The organism is Zestomonas insulae (assembly GCF_016901015.1).
Classification (GTDB): domain Bacteria; phylum Pseudomonadota; class Gammaproteobacteria; order Pseudomonadales; family Pseudomonadaceae; genus Aquipseudomonas; species Aquipseudomonas insulae.
On record NZ_JAFEUP010000003.1, the window covers coordinates 189,615 to 209,931 of the forward strand.

Annotated in this window: 16 protein-coding genes and 1 pseudogene; 11 read left to right on the forward strand and 6 right to left on the reverse strand. The window is 65.6% G+C overall.

Features of this window, described 5'->3' with window-relative positions; genetic code table 11:
- Nucleotides 1-20 precede the first annotated feature (20 nt).
- The 4 genes from JQX08_RS10740 to cysC are packed head-to-tail and all read left to right on the forward strand — an operon-like array spanning nt 21 to nt 3,745.
- Entirely contained in the window at nt 21-1,151 is a 1,131-nt protein-coding gene (locus tag JQX08_RS10740) for a hypothetical protein (RefSeq protein ID WP_205348377.1), read from the forward strand.
- On the forward strand, nt 1,144-2,223 hold the full coding sequence (locus tag JQX08_RS10745; protein ID WP_205348378.1) for a glycosyltransferase: 1,080 nt from the start codon (nt 1,144-1,146) through the stop codon (nt 2,221-2,223). The genes JQX08_RS10740 and JQX08_RS10745 overlap by 8 nt, the downstream gene beginning before the upstream one ends.
- A complete protein-coding gene (locus JQX08_RS10750) occupies nt 2,220-3,128 on the forward strand; it encodes a polysaccharide pyruvyl transferase family protein (RefSeq protein WP_205348379.1) in 909 nt (302 codons plus the stop codon). Before JQX08_RS10745 ends, JQX08_RS10750 begins: the two co-directional genes overlap by 4 nt.
- Entirely contained in the window at nt 3,125-3,745 is a 621-nt protein-coding gene (cysC, locus tag JQX08_RS10755) for an adenylyl-sulfate kinase (RefSeq protein WP_346727591.1), read from the forward strand. The genes JQX08_RS10750 and cysC overlap by 4 nt, the downstream gene beginning before the upstream one ends.
- Here cysC and JQX08_RS10760 read toward each other — a convergent pair.
- On the reverse strand, nt 3,722-4,330 hold the full coding sequence (locus JQX08_RS10760) for a lipopolysaccharide kinase InaA family protein (RefSeq protein WP_205348380.1): 609 nt from the start codon (nt 4,328-4,330) through the stop codon (nt 3,722-3,724). The two genes, cysC and JQX08_RS10760, sit on opposite strands and share 24 nt — an antisense overlap.
- 112 nt (nt 4,331-4,442) lie before the next feature.
- Here JQX08_RS10760 and msbA point away from each other — a divergent pair, with 112 nt between their 5' ends.
- The 6 genes and pseudogenes from msbA (at nt 4,443) to JQX08_RS10790 (ending at nt 13,642) form a co-directional block, all read left to right on the forward strand.
- Nucleotides 4,443-6,275: a lipid A export permease/ATP-binding protein MsbA gene (msbA, locus tag JQX08_RS10765; protein ID WP_205348381.1), complete on the forward strand. Its 1,833-nt coding sequence runs from the start codon at nt 4,443-4,445 to the stop codon at nt 6,273-6,275.
- An 88-nt stretch (nt 6,276-6,363) separates the two neighbouring features.
- A complete protein-coding gene (gene hldE, locus JQX08_RS10770; RefSeq protein ID WP_205348382.1) occupies nt 6,364-7,785 on the forward strand; it encodes a bifunctional D-glycero-beta-D-manno-heptose-7-phosphate kinase/D-glycero-beta-D-manno-heptose 1-phosphate adenylyltransferase HldE in 1,422 nt (473 codons plus the stop codon).
- An 86-nt stretch (nt 7,786-7,871) separates the two neighbouring features.
- Nucleotides 7,872-9,023: pseudogene (locus tag JQX08_RS10775) on the forward strand (IS3 family transposase).
- A 41-nt stretch (nt 9,024-9,064) separates the two neighbouring features.
- Nucleotides 9,065-11,017 (forward strand): acyltransferase family protein, encoded by a 1,953-nt coding sequence (locus JQX08_RS10780; protein WP_239482163.1) that lies wholly within the window; start codon nt 9,065-9,067, stop codon nt 11,015-11,017.
- A gap of 87 nt (nt 11,018-11,104) precedes the next feature.
- Nucleotides 11,105-12,394, forward strand: a complete 1,290-nt coding sequence (locus JQX08_RS10785; protein ID WP_205348384.1) for an acyl-CoA dehydrogenase family protein — start codon at nt 11,105-11,107, stop codon at nt 12,392-12,394.
- Nucleotides 12,395-12,439: 45 nt separating this feature from the next.
- Nucleotides 12,440-13,642 carry an acyl-CoA dehydrogenase family protein gene (locus JQX08_RS10790; protein WP_205348385.1) on the forward strand — a complete coding sequence of 401 codons (1,203 nt, stop codon included), beginning with the start codon at nt 12,440-12,442 and terminating at the stop codon, nt 13,640-13,642.
- Between the two features lie 245 nt (nt 13,643-13,887).
- On the opposite strand, the gene JQX08_RS10795 is transcribed toward JQX08_RS10790, so the two are convergent.
- Genes JQX08_RS10795 through JQX08_RS10810 form a run of 4 tightly spaced genes read right to left on the reverse strand, consistent with a single transcriptional unit; the run spans nt 13,888 to nt 17,223 of the window.
- The gene (locus tag JQX08_RS10795) at nt 13,888-14,829 is read right to left on the reverse strand and encodes a metal ABC transporter ATPase (protein WP_205348386.1); all 942 of its coding nucleotides are present in this window, start codon (nt 14,827-14,829) and stop codon (nt 13,888-13,890) included.
- A gap of 31 nt (nt 14,830-14,860) precedes the next feature.
- Nucleotides 14,861-15,673, reverse strand: a complete 813-nt coding sequence (locus JQX08_RS10800; protein WP_205348387.1) for an aldo/keto reductase — start codon at nt 15,671-15,673, stop codon at nt 14,861-14,863.
- Nucleotides 15,670-16,845, reverse strand: coding sequence for an NAD(P)/FAD-dependent oxidoreductase (locus JQX08_RS10805; RefSeq protein WP_205348388.1), 1,176 nt, complete (start codon nt 16,843-16,845; stop codon nt 15,670-15,672). The genes JQX08_RS10800 and JQX08_RS10805 overlap by 4 nt, the downstream gene beginning before the upstream one ends.
- A gap of 48 nt (nt 16,846-16,893) precedes the next feature.
- On the reverse strand, nt 16,894-17,223 hold the full coding sequence (locus JQX08_RS10810) for a DMT family transporter (RefSeq protein ID WP_205348389.1): 330 nt from the start codon (nt 17,221-17,223) through the stop codon (nt 16,894-16,896).
- Nucleotides 17,224-17,311: 88 nt separating this feature from the next.
- Here JQX08_RS10810 and waaA point away from each other — a divergent pair, with 88 nt between their 5' ends.
- Entirely contained in the window at nt 17,312-18,604 is a 1,293-nt protein-coding gene (gene waaA / locus JQX08_RS10815; RefSeq protein ID WP_205348390.1) for a lipid IV(A) 3-deoxy-D-manno-octulosonic acid transferase, read from the forward strand.
- A gap of 65 nt (nt 18,605-18,669) precedes the next feature.
- Here the strand turns inward: waaA and JQX08_RS10820 are convergent, their stop codons facing one another.
- Nucleotides 18,670-20,118, reverse strand: coding sequence for a TolC family outer membrane protein (locus JQX08_RS10820; protein WP_205348391.1), 1,449 nt, complete (start codon nt 20,116-20,118; stop codon nt 18,670-18,672).
- Nucleotides 20,119-20,317: the final 199 nt, after the last annotated feature.

Here is a 20,317-nt window from a genome sequence, read left to right on the forward strand (position 1 = left end):
ACGCTTCAAGAGGATTTCAGTTGATTGACTTGCGCTTTTTCGGGGGGGCAGTAATTGCCGCTCGCGCAGAACTACTCAAGCTCTGGCCGATTTTCGCCTTGCTTGTCCCCGCGGCCCTGAACCTTCTAGGGCTCAGTAATAAGCAGTTCGCCATGCTGTTGTATGTGTTTTGCCTTCTGCCGGCACTGTTTTTTTGGCGGGGGATCTGGCAGGGGGTACAAGAGAGTCTGCTGTTTTGGTGCGCTCTGTTGCTCTTTGCCGCATATTGCCAGGTATCGTCACTGGTACTGTTTGGCCAGGCGGACAGTGAGTTGAAGTATGTCGCCTTGCTTTTGCTGTTCTTCGGCTTCGTGCGTACTGGCTTTGCCGAGCCTGACCAAGTAAGGCGGTTGCAATGGAGTCTACTGCTAGTCGCTGGATTGTTGATTGGCTATGCCCTGCTGCTGCATCCCTTTGAGAGCGCCTTGCGCTATGACTTCGGTGGTGTCAATGCTAATCGGGTCGCAGTGTTCTTTTGTTTTGTGTTCTGCTGGAGTATCTGGCGCGGGCTAGAGCAGGGGGGCGGGCAAGGGGTTGCCCTGGTGATCAGTGGTCTGCTTTTGTTGCTGGCAACTTTTGTCTTGCTCAAGAGTCGGTCGATCTTTCTCTGTTTTATGTTCTTTGTCGCTGGAATAGTGTTGTTCGCTCAGACCCGCCTGGTATTGCGGCGAGCGCTGCTACTCGTGCTAGCTGTTGCGTTGGGCGGGCTGGTGGTCAGCGTCGAGCCGTTTCGCAGCTGGTTTTTCGAGCGGGGCGGCAGTTACCGGCTGGAAATCTGGAGCGATGCGCTGGCTCACATGACCAGTATGGGCTGCCACTGGCTGGGCTGCGGTCAGTTCGATGGGTACAAATTCCTGAGCCGATTTGATAACCCGCATGGCCTGCTGTTTTCCATTTTCTACTACCACGGCATGTTGGGCCTCCTGCTCTTTGTCACGGTGCTTGCTGTGGGCTTCATTCGGTTGTCCGGTTTTTATCGTGCCTGGCTCTGTGGTTTCCTCGGCTTCTCGCTCTTCACCCATGTAGGCGTTCTGGCTGCGCCGACCCTGCTGTGGATTTATTTTTGGCTACCGCTCGCATTAGGGCTTCAGGAAAGGGGGCGGCATGCCTAAGGTGCTTCAGCTAATGGTCCAGGCTGGTGAGTCCACTGCCAAGGTGGGCGACCTGATCGCCAGTGAGTTGAAGGACTTCCAGTTCATCAACTGTTATCTGCATGCGGGGCGACAGGGTGAAGTATCCCTGAATTTGCCCAGCTTCCTGGTATCCGGGGTATTTCGTTATCTCGCCGCGCTCTGGATCTATCTGAGACTTCGCCACTTGATGCCTGAGGTCATCCTCGTCCATCGCTTCAAATGTCTGCACCTGGGCTACCTGCTGTCATTGTTGATGCGTCGTTCTCTTATCGTTGTCGTGCATGGTGTGGGCGACTACGACCGCGGGTATCGCAGACGATTGCTGGCCAGAGCCTTGCGTCGAGGGGGCAGGGTGGTGTGCGTCTCCGAGTACGTGCGCGATTACATCTATTCGGTGCTTGGCGGGTCGGTTGAGCATGTTTCGGTGATTCCCAATTCGATTGATTTTGCCAAGGTCGAAAAGCAATGCCTCTCGCGTTTCGCAGCACGCGAGCAATTGGGCGGGCTCGGTGCAGAAGGGCAGATGGTGATTGGCTTTGTAGGCCGGCTCGCCAGCGTCAAGGGGGCCCCGGATTTCGTCGAGGCGGCGCTTCGCCTCAACGCCTCGAATGTCCAGTTCGTCATCATGGGCGACGGTCCACTCCGCCCAGAGCTTGAGGCATTGGTCCGCGACAAAGGCAACCCCGGCAATGTGCGGTTCTGTGGCTTTGTTCGCGATGCCTTTACTCTGGTGGGGGCGCTGGACTTGCTGGTGATGCCGTCCCGCTCCGAGGGGTTTCCGTTGGCCTTGCTGGAGGCAGTCGCCTCGGAAGTTCCGGTGGTGGCCAGCGATATTGCGGTGTTCCGCGAAATTCTCGGTGATTCACCGTTCTTGTATAAGGCGGGGGATCTTGAGGCATTGGTTTCCCGGCTGGAGGCCTGCATCGGTCTGTTCCATGAGCAATCGCTTGCTGATGCCGGACTGAATATCGCCACTCAAATCAAGGCCGATTACCCCTACGCAGGGTTTATTGCCGGCTACGAAAAACTGATCAGGTCTGTCTGTCGATGAAAAAGTATGCACTTGAGTACTCTGGGTATAAGTTTGATTACTTTTCCAATTTGGGTGACGAGATCCAGACCCTGGCTGCAGTCCGGTTGCTCAATGGTGTGGATGGCTACATCGGTCGTGAGGCCCTGAATGCCTGGAATGGTCTCGGGCTGGTTTCGCTCAACGGATTCTTCATGGGTTCGGGCAACTGGCCGCCTAGTCCAGGCTTGGCGCCGGTGTTTTTCTCCTTTCACATCAACAAGGCGTATGAGTCGGTTATCTGCTCCCCGGCTGGCCTCGATTACCTGAGACGTCATGAGCCCATTGGTTGTCGTGACCGGGGTACGCTCAGTATTCTCGAGAAGCATGGGATCAAGGCCTTCTATAGCCGTTGTGTGACGCTAACCCTTCCACCTCGCGAGCCTTCGCCAGAGGCGCGAGAGGTTTTCATCGTCGGGGTGGATAAGGAGTTGGAGCAGGTCATTCCTCGCGCTTTGCGCAAGGAAGCGGTCAAGATTAATCAGTCCAGTGTGCGTCTGCCGTTGCTGTCTTGTGAACTCAAACGGGAGATGGCGCAACAATTGCTGGATGGCTATGCCCGGCGAGCCAAGTTGGTGATCACCTCCAAGATTCACTGCGCCATGCCCTGTATCGCGATGGGCATTCCGGTGGTCTTTCTCTATCCGAAAGAGAAACTGAATGACTACCGGGTGCACCTGGTGGGCGATATCTTGCCGATCAATTATGTTCCGCGCTCCTCGCTGATCCGGCGTCTCGGTTTGCAGAAGCTGCTGACCAAGAAAATCGATTGGTCGCCGCAGGCGGTCAATATCGAGGCGATCAAAGAAGAGGTTGCGCGTGGCTATGCGGAGGCGGTGGCGCGCGCGCTGCAGGCCGCGGGACACAGTACGGTTTCGAGCCAGTGACGCGAGTACAGAGCCAGGTAACCTGGCAGGACACGACGGTGAGCCCGGAGATGCGTGCGGCTGCCGCTCAGCAGGTGCCGGTGTGTATCTGGTTCACCGGCCTGTCTGGTTCTGGCAAGTCGACGCTGGCCAATGCCCTGGAGCTGGAGCTGTTCCGCCGTGGTCGGCGCACCATGCTGCTGGATGGCGATAACGTCCGCCACGGCCTGTGCCGTGACCTGGGCATGGACGATGACGCGCGCCACGAGAACATCCGCCGGGTTGCCGAAGTGGCCAAGCTGATGACCGACGCCGGGCTGATCGTCATCTCGGCGTTTATCTCACCGTTCGTGCGCGACCGGCAGATCGCCCGGGAGCTGTTCATCGCCGGGCGGTTCATCGAGGTGTACGTCGAAACGCCGCTGGAAGTCTGTGTCCAGCGCGATCCCAAGCAGCTGTATGCCAAGGCGCTGCGCGGGGAGATCAAGAACTTCACCGGCATCGACAGCAGCTACGAGCCGCCGCTGGCCCCGGAGATGCGCATTGACACCTCGCGCATGGGGCTGGAGGAGGCGGTGGCAAACTTGTGCGCGGCGCTGGAGCGGGTCGGCAGCCTAGGTGAGAGCCTGGCGGTATAGCTGAGTCAGATTGGCGAGGCCCAGGCGCTGCTCGAGTAGCTGCTGATCCTTCGGATAGCGCAGCAGGTGCTTGAAGTTTCGCTTGCGCTTCCAGGCGTTGAGCGGGCGCTTCTGGCACTGCATGTCGGCCACGTCGATCAGGCCCAGTTCGTCGTTCTCAGTGAGCAAAATGTTGCCCAGGTGCAGCGAGCGGAAATACACCCCGCTCTGGTGCAGTCGGGCGATGAAGCGGGCCAGGCGCTCCGCCAGTTCCGCGCTCGGGCGGGCCGGCTCCGCCAGGGCCTGGCGCAGGGTCAGGCCGGGCAGGGGCGCGTAGAGCACGGCGTCGCGCTGGATCGCCGGAATGCGGTAGACCTGTTCGACTCGCGGGCAGGGGATGCCGCGTTGCTGCAGCGCCTCGATGTTGTCGGCGAAGCGTTGGGCATAAGGGTAGAGCGCGGCCGAGCTGATCAGGCGCTTGCGGCGGAACAGCTTGAGAAAGCGGCCGTCCTGCAGGTGCAGCACCTTGTCGCCATGGGCGTCAGCCTCGAGGACAGTGGCGCCCATCCGCAGGCTCTGGTAGCTCTCGGGGTCAAGCGTCTGCATGCCGTCATCTCGCACAAAGGGCGGCCATGATAGCTGAGCAGGGCGGGCCTTGGCTAAGCGTCGGGCGGCTCTGTGTTAGACTCGCGCCACCTCCGTGTCAGTGATCCCCCCGATGAGCAAGTCACCTGCCGCCACCTCTTCCAGCCTGAAAGTCTATCTGCGCTTATTGAAGTATGTGGTGCCCTACTGGGGGTTGTTCGCGATCAGCATACTCGGCTTCCTGATCTTCGCGTCCACTCAGCCGATGCTCGGCTACATCCTCAAGTACTTCGTCGACGGGCTGTCCAACCCGGAGGCCAATTTCTTCTCGGAAATGCCCTATCTGCTCGATTGGCTGCCCGTCCTGGGCGAGCTCAAGTTGCTGCAGACCGTGCCGCTGCTGATCGTGCTGATAGCCATCTTTCAGGGCGTCGGCTCTTACCTCGGCAACTATTTCCTCTCGCGGGTCTCGCTCGGCCTGGTGAATGACCTGCGCGTGGCGCTGTTCGACAACCTACTGACCCTGCCCAACCGCTACTTCGACAACCACAACTCCGGCCACCTGATTTCGCGGATCACCTACAACGTCACCATGGTCACCGGGGCCGCCACCGATGCGATCAAGGTGGTGGTGCGCGAAGGCATGACCGTGGTGTTCCTGTTCGCCACCCTGCTGCTGATGAACTGGAAGCTGACCTTGGTGATGGTCGCCATCCTGCCGCTGATCGGCCTGATGGTGGCCAGCGCCAGCAAGAAGTTTCGCAAGCAGAGCAAGAAGATCCAGGTGGCCATGGGCGATGTCACCCACGTCGCCTCGGAGACCATCCAGGGCTACCGGGTGGTGCGCAGCTTCGGCGGCGAGGGCTACGAGCAGCAGCGCTTCCGCGGCGCCAGCGAGGACAATAGCCGTAAGCAGCTGCGCATGGTGAAGACCAACGCGATCTACACTCCGACCCTGCAGCTGGTCATCTATACCGCCATGGCGGTGCTGATGTTCCTCGTCCTGCTGATGCGTGGCGAGGCTTCGCCGGGGGACCTGGTTGCCTACATCACCCTGGCCGGCCTGCTGCCCAAGCCGATCCGTCAGCTCTCTGAAGTCAGCTCGACCATCCAGAAGGGCGTGGCCGGCGCCGAGAGCATCTTCGAGCAGCTCGACGAAGTCCCCGAGACCGACAACGGCACCATCGAGCGAGCGCGCATCGGCGGTCAGCTGGAGGTGCGCGACCTTAGCTACCAGTACCCGGGTGCCGACAAGCCGGTGCTGCAGGGGATTTCCTTCGTCGCCGCCCCGGGGCAGATGGTCGCCCTAGTCGGCCGCTCCGGCAGCGGCAAGTCGACCCTGGTCAACCTGATCCCGCGTTTCTATCACCACGAGCAGGGGCAGATCCTCCTCGACGGCGTCGAGGTCGAGGACTACCGGCTGCGCAACCTGCGCCGGCACATCGCTCTGGTCACCCAGCACGTAACCCTGTTCAACGATACGGTGGCCAACAACATCGCCTACGGCGATCTCGCTGGGGCGCCGTTGGACGAAGTGCGCCAAGCGGCCGAGGCGGCCTATGCCGCGGAGTTCATCGAGAAGATGCCGCAGGGTTACGAGACTCTGGTCGGCGAGAACGGTGTGCTGCTCTCCGGCGGTCAGCGCCAGCGCCTGGCGATCGCCCGCGCGCTGCTCAAGAACGCCCCGCTGCTAATCCTCGACGAGGCCACCTCTGCGCTCGACACCGAGTCCGAGCGGCACATCCAGGCGGCCTTGGACGGGGTGATGAAGGGCCGTACCACCCTGGTCATCGCCCACCGCCTGTCGACCATCGAGAAGGCCGACCTGATCCTGGTGATGGACCAGGGGCAGATTGTCGAGCGCGGCAGCCATGCCGAACTGCTTGCCGCCAACGGCCATTACGCGCGCCTGCATGCCAAGCAGTTCAAGGAAGACGGTGAGTTGACCGCCGATCAGGGCGTCTGAGCCCGTCACCGCCGCACCCCGCCGGCCGGGTTGCACGGCGGTGCTGTGCTATTATCGCCGACGTTTTTCCAAGCCCGCCGGAGCCGCAATGAAGCTATCCATGCCCCGTTTCGACCAAGCCCCCGTTCTGGTGGTGGGCGACGTCATGCTCGACCGCTACTGGCATGGCCATACCTCGCGGATCTCGCCGGAAGCGCCGGTGCCGGTGGTCAAGGTCGACCAGATCGAGGACCGCCCGGGTGGCGCGGCTAACGTCGCGCTGAACATCGCCGCGCTCGGTGCGCCGGCGGCGCTGGTCGGTGTCACCGGCCAGGACGAAGCGGCCGACAGCCTGGCCTCCAGCCTCGCTGGTGCCGGGGTGCAGGCGCGCTTCCAGCGCGTCGCGGCGCAGCCGACCATCGTCAAGCTGCGGGTCATGAGCCGCCACCAGCAACTGCTGCGCATGGACTTCGAGGAGCCGTTCGCCACTGATACCGTCGCGTTGGCCGCCGATGTCGACAGCCTGCTTGCCGGGATCAAGGTGCTGGTGCTCTCCGACTACGGCAAGGGCGCCCTGCAGAATCACCAGGAACTGATCCGTATCGCACGCGCGCGCGGCGTGCCGGTGCTCGCCGACCCCAAGGGCAAGGACTTCGCGATCTACCGTGGCGCCAGCCTGATCACCCCCAACCTCCACGAATTCGAAGCCATCGTCGGGCGTTGCGCCGACGAAGCCGAGCTGGTCGCCAAGGGCGCCGGCCTGATGTGCGAGCTGGAGCTGGACGCGCTGCTGGTCACCCGCGGCGAGCACGGCATGACGCTGCTGCGCCCCGGCCAGCCGGCCCTGCACCTGCCAGCGCGGGCCCGCGAGGTGTTCGACGTCACCGGTGCCGGCGATACGGTGATTTCCACCCTGGCCGCGGCTATCGCGGCGGGCGAGGAGCTGCCGCAGGCGGTGGCGCTGGCCAACCTGGCCGCCGGCATCGTGGTCGGCAAGCTGGGGACCGCGGCGATCAGCGCCCCCGAGCTGCGCCGCGCGGTGCAACGCGAGGAAGGTTCCGAGCGTGGCGTGCTGAGTCTCGAGCAGCTGCTCACCAGCATCGACGACGCGCGCGCGCATGGCGAGAAGATCGTCTTCACCAATGGCTGCTTCGACATCCTGCATGCCGGCCATGTCACCTACCTGGAACAGGCGCGCGCGCAAGGCGATCGCCTGGTCCTGGCGGTCAATGACGACGCCTCGGTGAGTCGCCTGAAAGGCCCGGGTCGGCCGATCAACTCGGTCGACCGGCGCATGGCGGTGCTCGCCGGTCTGGAAGCGGTGGACTGGGTGGTGAGCTTCAGCGAGGACACCCCAGAGCGCCTGCTCGCCCAGGTCAAACCGGATGTATTGGTCAAGGGTGGTGACTACGGCATCGATCAGGTGGTCGGCGCCGACATCGTGCGCGCCTATGGCGGCACAGTGAAGGTGCTCGGGCTGGTCGAGAACAGCTCGACCACGGCGATCGTCGAGAAGATTCGCAACCACTAGCCGAGGCTCGCTAGCTAGGTTAGATGAATAGCCCCGGATTCCCTAGAGACCTCCAAGCCTCATAATGAGGCCCACTAGGAGGTGCCATGAGCAACCAGCGTTTCCCCGAAGAATTCAAGATCGAAGCGGTCAGGCAGGTAACTGAGTGCGGTCTTCCCGTTGCCGAGGTAGCGGCCCGTCTGGGCATGTCTGCGCACAGCCTGTATGCGTGGATCAAGCGCTACAGCAAGCCAGAAGTCCAGCGTAAGCAAGAGGATGATCAGCAGGCCGAACTGCGTCGTCTGCATGCCGAACTCAAGCGCGTCACTGAAGAGCGAGACATCCTAAAAAAGGCCGCCGCGTACTTTGCCAGGGAGTCCGGCTGAGGTACGCCTTCATCAGTCAGTTGGCAGCGAGCTACTCGATCCAGCGCCTCTGCCTGGCTCTGAACGTGCACCCCAGCGGTTACTACGCTTGGCGCGCCGAGCCCAAGTCGGCACGCGCCAAAGATGATCAGCGCCTGCTGGGTTTGATCAAGCACTCCTGGCTGGAGAGCGGTGGCGTCTACGGCTATCGCAAGATCCATGCAGACCTTCGCGAGCTGGGCGAGTGCTGCGGGCGGCATCGAGTGGCCAGGCTGATGCGTGCAGAAGGATTGCGCTCGCAGACCGGCTACCGTCGGCGGCCTGGTCGTTATGGCGGCAAGCCTCCAATACCGGCGCCGAATCGACTGGAGCGGAAGTTCAATGTCAGCGAGCCGAACAGGGTGTGGGTCACCGACATAACGTACATCCGCACCTATGAAGGCTGGCTGTACTTGGCGGTGGTGCTCGACCTGTTCTCACGTCAGGTCATTTGGGTGGTCGATGAAGTCACGCATGAGTAGCGACCTAGCCATTGATGCACTGCTAATGGCCGTCTGGCGGCGCAAGCCGAAGCAGGAAGTGATGATCCATTCCGACCAAGGCAGCCAGTTCAGCAGTTCGGATTGGCAGAGTTTTCTCAAGGCTAACCACTTGGTCGGCAGCATGAGTCGCCGTGGAAACTGTCATGACAATGCCGTGGCCGAAAGCTTCTTCCAGCTGCTCAAGCGTGAGCGGATCAAGCGAAGGATTTACGGCAACCGGGATGAGGCACGGAGCGATGTGTTCGATTACATCGAGATGTTTTACAACCCCAGGCGGCGACATGGTTTCGCCGAGAAGCTGTCGCCGGTAGAGTTCGAGCGACGTTATTTTCTGAGGCAGGACGGTCTCTAGAAAAGCCGGGTCTATTCAAGAAGCCAGGAGAGCGGTTGGCTATGGTGGCTGCGCAATCGAAAGGTTTTCGTGCAGATATCAACGGTTTGCGGGCCTGGGCCGTGGTCGCCGTGGTGTTGTACCACTTCGGCGTCCCCGGTCTGCAGGGCGGCTTCGTCGGCGTTGATGTGTTCTTTGTGATTTCCGGTTATTTGATGACCGGCATCATCCTCAGTGCGCTGCAGGCCGGGCATTTCTCGCTCGGGCAGTTCTACTGGGCGCGGGCAAGGCGTATCGTGCCGGCACTGCTGGTGCTCTGCGCGGTGCTGTTGCTGGCGGGCTGGTTTGTCCTGCTTTCCGAGGAGTACCAGACGCTCGGCCGGCATGTGCGGGACAGCTTGCTGTTCACCTCCAACCTGCGCTACCTCAAGGAGTCCGGCTACTTCGACAGCGGTGCGCACGAGAAATGGCTGCTACACACCTGGTCGCTTTCGGTGGAATGGCAGTTTTACCTGCTGCTGCCGCTGGTGCTGCTGGCGCTCTGGCGCCTGTTCAGCGACCGCCGCGCGCTGTTCCTGGGGCTGCTGGCGATGTTTGCCGGCTCTCTGCTCTGGTGCGTGATCCTCACCGCGCGCCAGCCGGAGGCCGCCTTCTTCGTCCTGACCGCGCGCGCCTGGGAACTGCTGGCCGGCAGCCTGGTCTTCCTGCTCGCCGGCGTACTCGGTTTGTCCGATCTGCTGCGCCGGCGGCTGTCCTGGCTGGGCCTGGGGCTGATCGTCATGGCGGTGCTCGGCTACAGCCCGGAGACATCCTGGCCGGGCTGGCGCGCCCTGTTGCCGGTCTGCGGCGCGGGTCTGGTGCTGCTGGCCCAGCGCAGCAATTCGCGCTGGACTACCAGTGGCGTTGCCCAGTGGATGGGCGACCGCTCCTATTCGCTCTATCTCTGGCACTGGCCGGTAGTGGTCGCGCTCGCCTACCTGGAGCTGCTGGCATCGCCCGCGTGGATCGCGGCGGGGATCGGGCTGTCGCTGCTGCTCGGCCATGCCTCCTATCAGCTGGTGGAAGTCACCAGTCGTCGGGCGCTGGCGCAGGCGGATTGGCGCCGAGGTCTGGTCGCGCTGCTGGGCGGGGTGCTGGTGGTGACGCTGGCGGCACAGTGGGTGCGCAAGGCGGAGTTGCCCGGCCGGCTGCCGGAGGCGGTTCGCGAGATCGAGGCGTTTGGCCAGGCCGGCAACCCGCGCCGCGAGGAGTGCCTGGAAGCCGGTGCCGAGTGCGTCTACGGCGGCCCGCGGCTGCGCGCCATCGTGCTGGGCGACAGCCATGCCGACGCGGTGGTCACGGCGGTGGCGGCCAGCCTGCCAACGCCTGCCGACGGCCTGCTGTTCAAGGGCGAGAGCGGTTGCCTGATCATGCAGGGCGCCCGGCCGCTGGACGATGACGCCGACTGCCTCGCCCTCAATCGCTGGGTCGCCGAACAGCTGCCACAGACCTTGCCAGGGCAGCCGGTGATCCTCATCAACCGACTGGCTTCCTATGCCTTCGGTGGCCTGCCCGGGGAAGAGGACAATCCGGTTGATCGGCCCCGAGTGTACTTCCAGGCGCGCTATGCACGGCCGACGGAGGCGTTCCGCGCCGAGTTCCGCGCCGCCTACCTGGCGACGGCCTGTCGGATCAGCAGAAGCCACCCGCTCTATCTGCTTAGGCCGATTCCGGAAATGCCGCTAAATGTACCCGTCACCCTTGCCAGGGCGCGACTGCGCGGAGAGTCCCGTGAGGTCAAGCTGCCGATCGAGGCATACCGCCAACGCCAGGCGTTTCTCTGGGGTGTCCAGGATGAGGCGGTCGAGCGCTGCGGGGCGCGTATTCTCGATCCGCTGCCGTACCTGTGCGATCAGCAAGAGTGCCTGGGGAGCATGCAGGGCCTGCCGTTATACATCGACGACGATCATCTCAACGAACAGGGGGGGCGCCGCCTGATGCCGCTGTTCGAGCCGCTGTTCCGCAAGACTGACTGACCTGCCGCCGCCGCGCGTCGGCTCGGTCATAGGCGGGGTCAGGCCTGGCGCGCATCATCGAGGCATCTTCATCCCGCGTGGAGCAAGGTGCCCATGTCTTCCAATGTTCAAGGTCGCGCCCTGGCGGTGCTCAATCGAGTCGCGCGTGCCGACTGGCCGGATCGCCTGAAGCTGCGTCAGTCGCTGGAAAAGCTGGTGTATACCGGCAGTCGCGCCGGCTTCCGCCTGGCTGCCGAGCGCAGCGCGAAAACTCCCAGTACCCCACGGCCGGCCGATCCGGCGACGCTGTTCGACCTGTCGTTGAGCGACGAACAGCAGATGCTGGTCGACATGCTCGGCGGCTTCGCCCGCGAGGTGCTGCGCCCGGCCGCCGAAGCCGCCGATGCGCAGGCGGCGGTGTCCGCCGAACTGCTCAACCAGGCGCATGAGTTGGGCCTGGCCCACTATGGCGTCGGTGAGGCCGAGGGCGGTCTGGCCGGCGCGCGTACCACCCTGAGCAATGCCTTGATCGCCGAGGCGCTCGGCTATGGCGATCTGTCGCTCGCCGCGGCGCTGCTGGTGCCGCTGTCGGCGGCCAATTGCCTGCGGCGCTGGGCCTCGCCCGCACAGCAGGCGCGCTGGCTGCCGGCCTTCGTGGCGATCGAGCCGGCGCCGCTCACCGCATTGGCGGTCAACGAGCCGGTGGCGCTGTTCGACCCGCTCAAACTGGCCACCCGCGCCAAGCGCAAGGGCCAGCACTACTGGCTGTCCGGCGAGAAGTGCCTGGTTCTGCGTGGCCTCGAGGCCAGCCGGCTGATCGTTGCCGCGCAGGCCGATGACGGTCCGGCGCTGTTCCTCGTCGATGCCACGGCCAAGGGCCTCAGCCGCGTCGCCGAGCCGGCCATGGGCCTCAAGGCCGGCGGCACCGCGCGGCTGCGCCTCAAGGCGGTCAAGGTGGCCGCCGAGCAGCGCCTGGCCGGCGCCGCGTTCGACTACCAGAGCTTCCTCGATCACGCCGCGCTGGCCTGGTGCGCGCTGGCGGTGGGCACCGCGCAGGCGGCGCTGGACTACGTGGTCGGCTACTGCAACGACCGCGTGGCCTTCGGCGAACCGATCAGCCACCGCCAAGGCGTGGCGTTCCTGGTCGCCGACATCGCCATCGAACTGGATGCCATGCGCTTGATGGTCTGGCGTGCCTGCGCGCGGGCCGAGGCCGGCCAGCCGTTCCACCGCGAGGCCTACCTGGCGCGCCTGCTGTGCGCCGAGAAGGCGATGAAGATCGGCACCGATGCGGTGCAACTGCTCGGCGGCCACGGTTTCACCAAGGAACACCCGGTCGAGCGCTGGTACCGCGACCTGCGCGGCGTGGCAATCATGGCCGGCGGCCTGCAGCTGTGAGTCGCCGGCGCGCGTAATGCGCCGAATGCCGCATCAGGAGGAATGATGAATCTGGAAACCCCAAAGAAATTCAGCGGCCTGGTCAGCCAGGCGCACGAGGTGGCGGCGCAGTTCTTCCGCCCGTTGTCGCGCAAGTACGACCAGGCCGAGCACGCCTACCCGAAGGAACTCGACCTGCTCGCCGCGCTGCTCGACGGCATGAACGCCGGCTCGCCCGATGCGGTCGGCGCCACCTCGGCGAGCAAGCGCAGCGCCACCGCAGAGGAGGGCATCAAGAACGGCGGCAACCTGGCCGCGCTGCTCGGCGTGATGGAGCTGTGCTGGGGCGACGTCGGCCTGCTGCTGGCCATGCCGCGCCAGGGCCTGGGCAACGCGGCGATCGCCGCGGTGGCCAATGACGAGCAGCTGCAGCGCTTTCGCGGCACCTGGGCGGCGATGGCGATCACCGAGCCCGGCTGCGGCTCGGACTCGGCGGCGATCCGTACCACCGCGGTGAAGGACGGCGACCACTACGTGCTCAATGGCGAGAAAATCTTCGTCACCTCCGGCGAGCGCGCCGACGCGGTGGTGGTCTGGGCGACCCTCGACAAAAGTCTCGGCCGCGCGGCGATCAAGTCCTTCGTGGTCGAGCACGGCACGCCGGGGATGAGCGTCACCCGCCTGGAGAAGAAGCTCGGCATCAAGGCCTCGGACACTGCGGCGATCAGCTTCGTCGACTGCCGCGTGCCGGCGGCCAACCTGCTCGGCAATCCGGAAATCGATGTGCAGAAGGGTTTCGCCGGGGTCATGGAGACTTTCGACAACACCCGCCCGCTGGTCGCCGGGATGGCCATCGGTGTAGCCAAGGCGGCGCTCGACCGTACCCGCGAACTGCTCAAGGATGCCTGCGCATTCGACTATGCGCGGCCGCTGTTCGCCGTCAGTCACGCCGAGGCGACCCTGTACCGGCTGGAGGCCGAGTGGGAGGCGGCGCGCCTGCTGACCCTGAAGGCGGCGTGGCTGGCCGACAACCGCCAACCGAACTCCAAGGAGGCGTCGATCGCCAAGGCCAAGGCCGGGCGGGTGGCCAACGAGGTGACCCTGAAGTGCGTGGAGCTGGCCGGCGCGCTGGGCTACGGCGAGGACGAACTGCTGGAGAAATGGGCGCGCGACTCGAAGATCCTCGACATCTTCGAAGGCACCCAGCAGATCCAGTTGCTGATCGTCGCCCGCCGCCTGCTCGGCAAGAGTTCCAGTGAGCTGAAGTAACCCGCTGTTGCTGACCATCCGGAGCGCCCGCAGACAAGGTGTCGCGGGCCTCTGGGCTGCCGGGTTTCCGCTATGTGGGAGATGCCACCAAGAGCCTAACAAACTGTTTTTGCAGGGAAAAACCGCGCCTGTACGAAAAACGTACAGGGCCCGTCGCGCCCCGCCCAGCCGGGCCTGCAGCGGCCTGCGCCCATGTTATCCACAGCTCGCTCCACAGTTTCCGTGGGTAACTCGACGCGGCGCCGCTAGGCCAGGCTGAGCAGCTTGCGGGCGCGCTCGGCGAGGCGTTTGACCGGGCCCTTGCGCGGTGGCGTGAGGTGCTGCTGGGCGACCCAGTCCTTCCAGCGAATCCGCTCGTCGCGCACCAGCCAGCCGTCCTGCGGCGCGAAGCTTTCCGCCAGCCACACGCCGCGCGTGCTGGCACTGCTCAGCTTGCCGTGGCGCAGGGTCAGCAGCTCGGCGGTGGGTTTGCCTTGGGCCAGCGGGATCAGGTACAGATCGGGTTGGCGGCGGTCGAGGCGGGCGATCAGCTCGCCGGCTTCGAGGCGTTCGTCGACGTGCAGCAGGCTGAGCTGGCGGACTTCCTTGGGCAGCTCCAGGTGCAGGTCGTAGACCAGTTGCAGCGAGGCGGTCGGCAGGTGCACGTAGGCGCGCGGCCGCTCCAGCAGCGCCAGGTTGCCGCAGCGCACTTGGCGCGCCGAGCCGGACAGCGGGCTCAGGCGGAAATGCACGCTCTCGCGGTAGCGCAGCACGCTCTGGTACGGCGCCGGCAGCCAGGTGTCGCCGAAGCGCCCGCTGAGCCAGCCCTCCGGGGTTTCCACCAGGCATTCCTCGGCCACTTCGTGGATCGCGGTGAGCAGCGGCAGGTTCAGTTCGTGGGCCGGCACGTAGCCAGAGATCAGCTTGAGCACCACGTCGCCGCGGTCGCTGCGCCGCTGGCGCACCAACACCCAGTAGTCGCGACCCTGCCAGGTCAGGGTGACGCGCACCGAGACGCCGAGGTTGGCCAGTTCGGCGGCGAAGTGTTCGGCGTCGGGCACCGTCAGCGGCCGGCGCCGCTCGAGCATCTGGGTGAAATTCAACGGCAGGCCGAGGCTCTGATAGCTCAGGCCATCGGCGTTGGCTTCGACGAACAGCGGCAGCGTCTTGAACGCGTTGGGGTCCTTGCGGGCGAGGATTCGCGGCATCTCGGCTCCTTCGCCGGCCGCGGTGTGCGGCCTAGCGTGTTGTTCTGATCACTTGCGCGGCGGTCGCGACATTATGGGACAGATGCAGCGGATTGATGGTTCCGACTATCGCGCTGGCGACGCCGGGGTGAGCGAAGATCAGCTCGAAGCTGGCGCGCACCGGATCGACCCCGGGCGCCAGACAGGCGTGTCCGCTGGCCAGGGCCTTCTTGATCAGGATGGCTTTACCCAGGTGCGCGGCCTCATCGAGCACCGCGCGTTCGGCTTGCTCGGCAAGATTGTAGGTGACCATCGCGCAATCGCCGTCGCGCAGCGCCAGTTTTCCGCCGGCGACGGTCTTGCCGGAGAGGCCGAAGGCGCGAATCTTGCCCTCGGCCTTCAGCACGGCGAGGGTCGGGTAGACCTCGCCCTGTTCGAGGATGGCCAGGTCGTTGCCGTCGGAGTGCACCAGCACCAGGTCGATCACGTCGGTCTCCAGGCGGCGCAGGCTGCGCTCCACCGAGCGGCGGGTGTGCGCGGCGGAGAAGTCGAAGTGCGACTGGCCGGCGTCGAACTCTTCGCCGACTTTGCTGACGATCACCCAGTCGTGGCGCTGGCCGCGCAGCAGCGGGCCGAGACGTTCCTCGCTGCGGCCGTAGGCCGGTGCGGTGTCGAGCAGGTTGATGCCCAGCTCGCGGGCCAGGTCGAGCAGCTGGCGGGCGCCCTGGTCATCGGGGATGACGAAGCCGTTGGGGTACTTCACCCCCTGGTCGCGGCCGAGCTTGACGGTGCCCAGGCCGAGCGGCGAGACACGCAGGCCGGTGGCGCCGAGCGGGCGGTGCAGGTCGTGCAGGCTGTCGCTCATGGCAGCAGCTCCTCCCACACCGGCGGCGCCAGCGGCGGTCGCGGCAGGGCCGGTAGCGCCGTGGCGGGCTGCGGCTGCACGCCATCGCGGGCCAGGCTGGCCAGCACACGGTCGGCGAAGTCCGGGGCCAGCGCCAGTTTGGTCGGCCAGCCGACCAGCAGGCGGCCCTGCTCGGCGAGGAACGCGTTGTCCGGGCGCACCAGGCCGGACTGCGCCGGCTCGGCGCGGTCGACGCGCAGGGTGGCAAAGCGCGCGTCGGCCAGGTCGATCCACGGCAGCAGGTTGCTCAGCTCCTTGCGCGCGGCGGCGATCTGCGCGGCCTCGTCGCGGGCCACGCCGTCGGCCTCGGCGATGTCGCCGCCGAGGTACCATACCCACTGGCCATCGGCCGCCGGGTGACTGGTCACGGTGATCCGCGGCTTCGGTCCGCCGCCCAGGCAGTGGGCGTACAGCGGCTTCAGCTGGCGGCCCTTGACCAGCACCATGTGCAGCGGCCGGCGCTGCTGGGCCGGGCGCTCGAGGCCGAGTTCGGCGAGCAGCGCCTGGTTGCCGGCGCCGGCGCTGAGCACGATGCGCTGGGCGCGGATCGCCCGGCCATCGACCTGCAGGCCGACCAACTGGTCGCCGTCGCGCAGCGGGGTGATGGCCTGGCCAGCGAGCAGGCTGTCGCCGGCCAACTCGGCGAGCCGTGCGATCAGGCTGGGTACGTCGAGCACCAGTTCGTTGAGGCGATAAACCTTGCCCTTGAAGGCCGGGTCCTGCAGCGCCGGTGGCAGCTGCGCGCCCTTGACCTGGTCGACGCGGGTGCGCATCGCCTTGCTGGCGAAGAAGCTGGTCAGGTTGCCGGCCAGGGTGCCCGGCGACCACAGGTAGTGCGCGTCGGAGAGCAGACGCACGCCGCTCAGGTCCAGTTCGCCGTCGCCGGCCAACGCCTCGCGCCAGCGCCGTGGCATGTCACCGATGGCTTCCGCCGAGCCGGTCAGCGCGCCGTGCAGGGCGTACTTGGCGCCGCCGTGGATGATCCCCTGTGACTTCACGCTCTGCCCGCCGCCCAGGCTGGCGCTCTCCACCAGCACGGTGGCGAAGCCCTGGCGGCGCAGGCGCGCGTTCAGCCACAGGCCGGCGATGCCGCCGCCGATGATCAGCACGTCAGTGGAAAGGGCGTCGGACATGGGGCGACTCGTCTGGCTGGTGAACAGGCCGGCAGTATATCGCGCGGTTCAGTGGCTGCTGCTGGAGAACAGGTTGATCACCAGCACGCCGCCGATGATCAGGCCGATGCCGAGCATGGCCGGCAGGTCAAGGCGCTGGCCGTAGAGGAACAGCGCGGCGATGCTCACCAGGACGATGCCGAGCCCCGACCAGATGGCGTAGACGATACCCACCGGCAGGCTGCGCATGACCAGGATCAGCATCCAGAACGACAGCACGTAGCCGCAGATCACCAGCGCCAGCGGCAGCGGGGTGGACAGGCCCTTGACCGCCTTCAGCGAACTGGTGGCGATGACTTCGGCGACGATGGCGATGGCGAGGTAGGCGTACGGGCCCATGGGCGGCTCTCCTGAAAACAGCCGGCATTCTAGACTGCCGCGCCGGTGCGGTCGCCATCGCCGCCGCGGCACGCTAAGCTGCGCCGCCATGAATCGACACCTTTATACCCTGCTGTTTCACCTCGGCCTGCCGCTGGTTGGCCTGCGTCTGTACCTGCGCTCGCGCAAGGCGCCGGCCTACGCCCAACGCATCGGCGAGCGCTTCGCCCTCGGCCTGCCGGCGCTCAAGCCGGGCGGCATCTGGGTGCACGCGGTGTCGGTGGGCGAGAGCATCGCCGCCGCGCCGATGATCCGCGGCCTGCTCGAACGCCACCCGGACCTGCCGATCACTATCACCTGCATGACGCCGACCGGCTCCGAGCGCATCCAGGCGCTGTTCCCCGCTGCGCAGTACGGTGGCCGCGTGCAGCACTGCTACCTGCCCTATGACCTGCCGTGGGCGGCGGCGCGCCTGCTCGATCGGCTGCAGCCGCAGCTCGCGGTGATCATGGAAACCGAGCTGTGGCCCAACCACATTCACCAGTGCGCCCGGCGTGGCGTGCCGGTGGCGCTGGCCAATGCGCGGCTGTCCGAGCGCTCGGCGCGCGGCTATGCACGGTTCGCCGGACTGACCCGGCCGATGCTCGCCGAACTCGACTGGCTGGCGGTGCAGACCGAGGCCGAGGCCGCGCGTTTCCGCCAGCTCGGCGCGCGCCCGGGGCGGGTCGCGGTGACCGGCTCGATCAAGTTCGACCTGCACCTCGACCCGGCGCTGAGCGCGCGCGCCACCGCGCTGCGTGCCGAATGGGGCGCCGCCGCTCGGCCGGTGTGGATCGCCGCCAGCACCCACGCCGGCGAAGACGAGATCGTCCTCGACGCGCACCGCGCGCTGCTCGAGCACCAGCCAGACGCGCTGCTGATTCTGGTGCCGCGCCATCCGGAGCGCTTCGACGCGGTCGACGCCCTGTGTCGCCAGCGCAACTTCGCCACCCGCCGGCGCTCGCGCGGCGAGGCGGTGAACGCCGACACCCAGGTGCTGCTCGGCGACACCATGGGCGAGCTGCTGTTCCTGTATGCGCTGGCCGACCTGGCCTTCGTCGGCGGCAGCCTGGTGGCCAATGGCGGGCACAACCTGCTCGAGCCGGCGGCGCTGGGCAAGCCGGTGCTGAGCGGGCCGCACCTGTTCAACTTCCTCGACATCGCCGCGCAGCTGCGCGATGCCGGCGCCTTGCTGGAGGTCGCCGATGCGCCGGCGCTGAGCCAGGCGCTGCAGCGCCTGTGGGCGCAGCCGCAGGCCGGAGAGGCGATGAGTGCGGCAGGGCTGGGCGTACTGCAGGCTAACCAGGGGGCGCTGGCGCGCTTGCTGGATGGCCTCGATGGGCTGCTGGTGGCGGGCGGCTGAACGGGATCACCTAGCGCCAGACATCGCGCGCAGAAAAAAGCCCGACGTGTGTCGGGCTTTTTCGTTTACTGCGCCCGCGTGTTGCGGATCTGCGCTTCGCTGGCGGCGGTCAGGTCCGGCGGCAGGAAGTCCCGGTCCGGGTTGTAGTCCGGCTTGAGGTATCGCGCCAGGGCTTCCAGGTCGGCCGGGCTGAGGGTGCCGGCGACCTGCTTGAGGCGCAGGTTGTCGAGGATGTAGTCGTAGCGCGCGTCGTTGTAGTTGCGCACCGAGCTGTACAGCTGGCGCTGCGCATCCAGCACGTCGACGATGTTGCGCGTACCGACCTGGTAGCCGACTTCGGTGGCTTCCAGAGCGCTCTGGTTGGAAATGATCGACTGCTTGCGCGCCGACACGGTTTCCACGTCGGTGTTCACCGCGCGGTGCAGGTCACGGGTGTTCTGCACCACCTGGCGGCGCAGGCTCTCGCGCTGCTGCTCGGACTGGTTCAGGCGCGCATAGGCTTCGCGCGCTTGCGAGCTGATCAACCCGCCGCTGTAGATCGGGATGTTCAGCTGCAGGCCGATGCTGCGCTGTTCGACGTCACCGTTGTAGCGAACCCCCGGGTTGGCGTCGCTGTTGGTGAAGCCCAGCGCGTCGTTGTCGCCTTTCTGGTACTGGGCGACGGCGTCGAGGGTCGGCGCGTGGCCGGCCTTGCGCTGGCGCAGGGTTTCTTCGGCGGCATCCACGGCGTGGTTGCTGGCCAGCAGGTTGAGGTTCTGCTGGGCGGCGGTGTCGACCCAGGCCTTGGCGTCGTTCGGCGACGGCGCCAGCACCGGCAGGCTGTGCTTGATGCCTTCCAGCGCGTTGTAGTCGCGGTTGGTCAGGGTGGTCAGCGCCTGGAAGGCGTCGTCCACGGCGCGCTGGGCGAGAATCCGGTTGGCCCGCGCGGTGTCGTAGCCGGCCTGGGCTTCGAGCACGTCGGTCTTGTCGGAGAGGCCGACATCGAAGCGTTCGTTGGCCTGGTCGAGCTGGCGCTTGAACGCCGCTTCCTCGGCCTTGGTCGAGGCCAGGGTGTCCTGGGCGCGCAGCACGGCGAAGTAGGTTTGCGCGCTCTGCAGGATCAGGTTCTGTTCGGTGGCCGACAGTTGCAGGGCAGCCTGCTCGTCGACTTCCTTGGCGGCCTTGAGCTGGAACCAGCGGTCGGCGCGGAAGATCGGCTGGCTGAGGGTTGCCTGGTACACGGTACCGCTGCGCGACAGCGACGGGTCGCCGACTGAGGTTTCCACGTCGGTGCGGGTGTCGGTCAGGTTGGCGCCGCCGTTGATCTGCGGCAGCAGGCCGGAACGCGCCTGCGGCACGATTTCCTTGGTGGCTTCGTAGTCGGCGCGGGCGGCGGCGAGGTCGGCGTTATTTCTTACGGCTTCCTGATAGACGCTGACCAGGTCGGTCTTGGCAGTCAGGGGGGCGGTATCTGCCCAGGCCAATCCATTGGATGCGGCGGCCACGGCGAGTGCCAGGGAGAGTCTGCGCAGCATGTGGGGCAGTCCTACTAATGAAGGAGAGAGGCAAGGCTACGGGGCGCATCGGAGAGGGTCAAGCCGCCCTGGCGCCGGCCTGAGTGTAGTTTGTGGCAAGCTTTGTTGCTTGCGCGCAACAATCGGCGTAAAGGTGGCTGCGTGGTCATTTGCCGACGCATGGTTCGCGGTTTTTGACCGGGAGGTTGGTTTTCTGCGC

Coding starts and splice junctions, on each gene's coding strand:
- JQX08_RS10745 (WP_205348378.1), top strand. CDS start 1,144: ATGCCTAAGGTGCTTCAGCTAATGGTCCAGGCTGGTGAGTCCACTGCC.
- JQX08_RS10750 (WP_205348379.1), top strand. CDS start 2,220: ATGAAAAAGTATGCACTTGAGTACTCTGGGTATAAGTTTGATTACTTT.
- JQX08_RS10760 (WP_205348380.1), bottom strand. CDS start 4,330: ATGCAGACGCTTGACCCCGAGAGCTACCAGAGCCTGCGGATGGGCGCC.
- msbA (WP_205348381.1), top strand. CDS start 4,443: ATGAGCAAGTCACCTGCCGCCACCTCTTCCAGCCTGAAAGTCTATCTG.
- hldE (WP_205348382.1), top strand. CDS start 6,364: ATGAAGCTATCCATGCCCCGTTTCGACCAAGCCCCCGTTCTGGTGGTG.
- JQX08_RS10780 (WP_239482163.1), top strand. CDS start 9,065: ATGGTGGCTGCGCAATCGAAAGGTTTTCGTGCAGATATCAACGGTTTG.
- JQX08_RS10790 (WP_205348385.1), top strand. CDS start 12,440: ATGAATCTGGAAACCCCAAAGAAATTCAGCGGCCTGGTCAGCCAGGCG.
- JQX08_RS10795 (WP_205348386.1), bottom strand. CDS start 14,829: ATGCCGCGAATCCTCGCCCGCAAGGACCCCAACGCGTTCAAGACGCTG.
- JQX08_RS10800 (WP_205348387.1), bottom strand. CDS start 15,673: ATGAGCGACAGCCTGCACGACCTGCACCGCCCGCTCGGCGCCACCGGC.
- JQX08_RS10805 (WP_205348388.1), bottom strand. CDS start 16,845: ATGTCCGACGCCCTTTCCACTGACGTGCTGATCATCGGCGGCGGCATC.
- JQX08_RS10810 (WP_205348389.1), bottom strand. CDS start 17,223: ATGGGCCCGTACGCCTACCTCGCCATCGCCATCGTCGCCGAAGTCATC.
- waaA (WP_205348390.1), top strand. CDS start 17,312: ATGAATCGACACCTTTATACCCTGCTGTTTCACCTCGGCCTGCCGCTG.
- JQX08_RS10820 (WP_205348391.1), bottom strand. CDS start 20,118: ATGCTGCGCAGACTCTCCCTGGCACTCGCCGTGGCCGCCGCATCCAAT.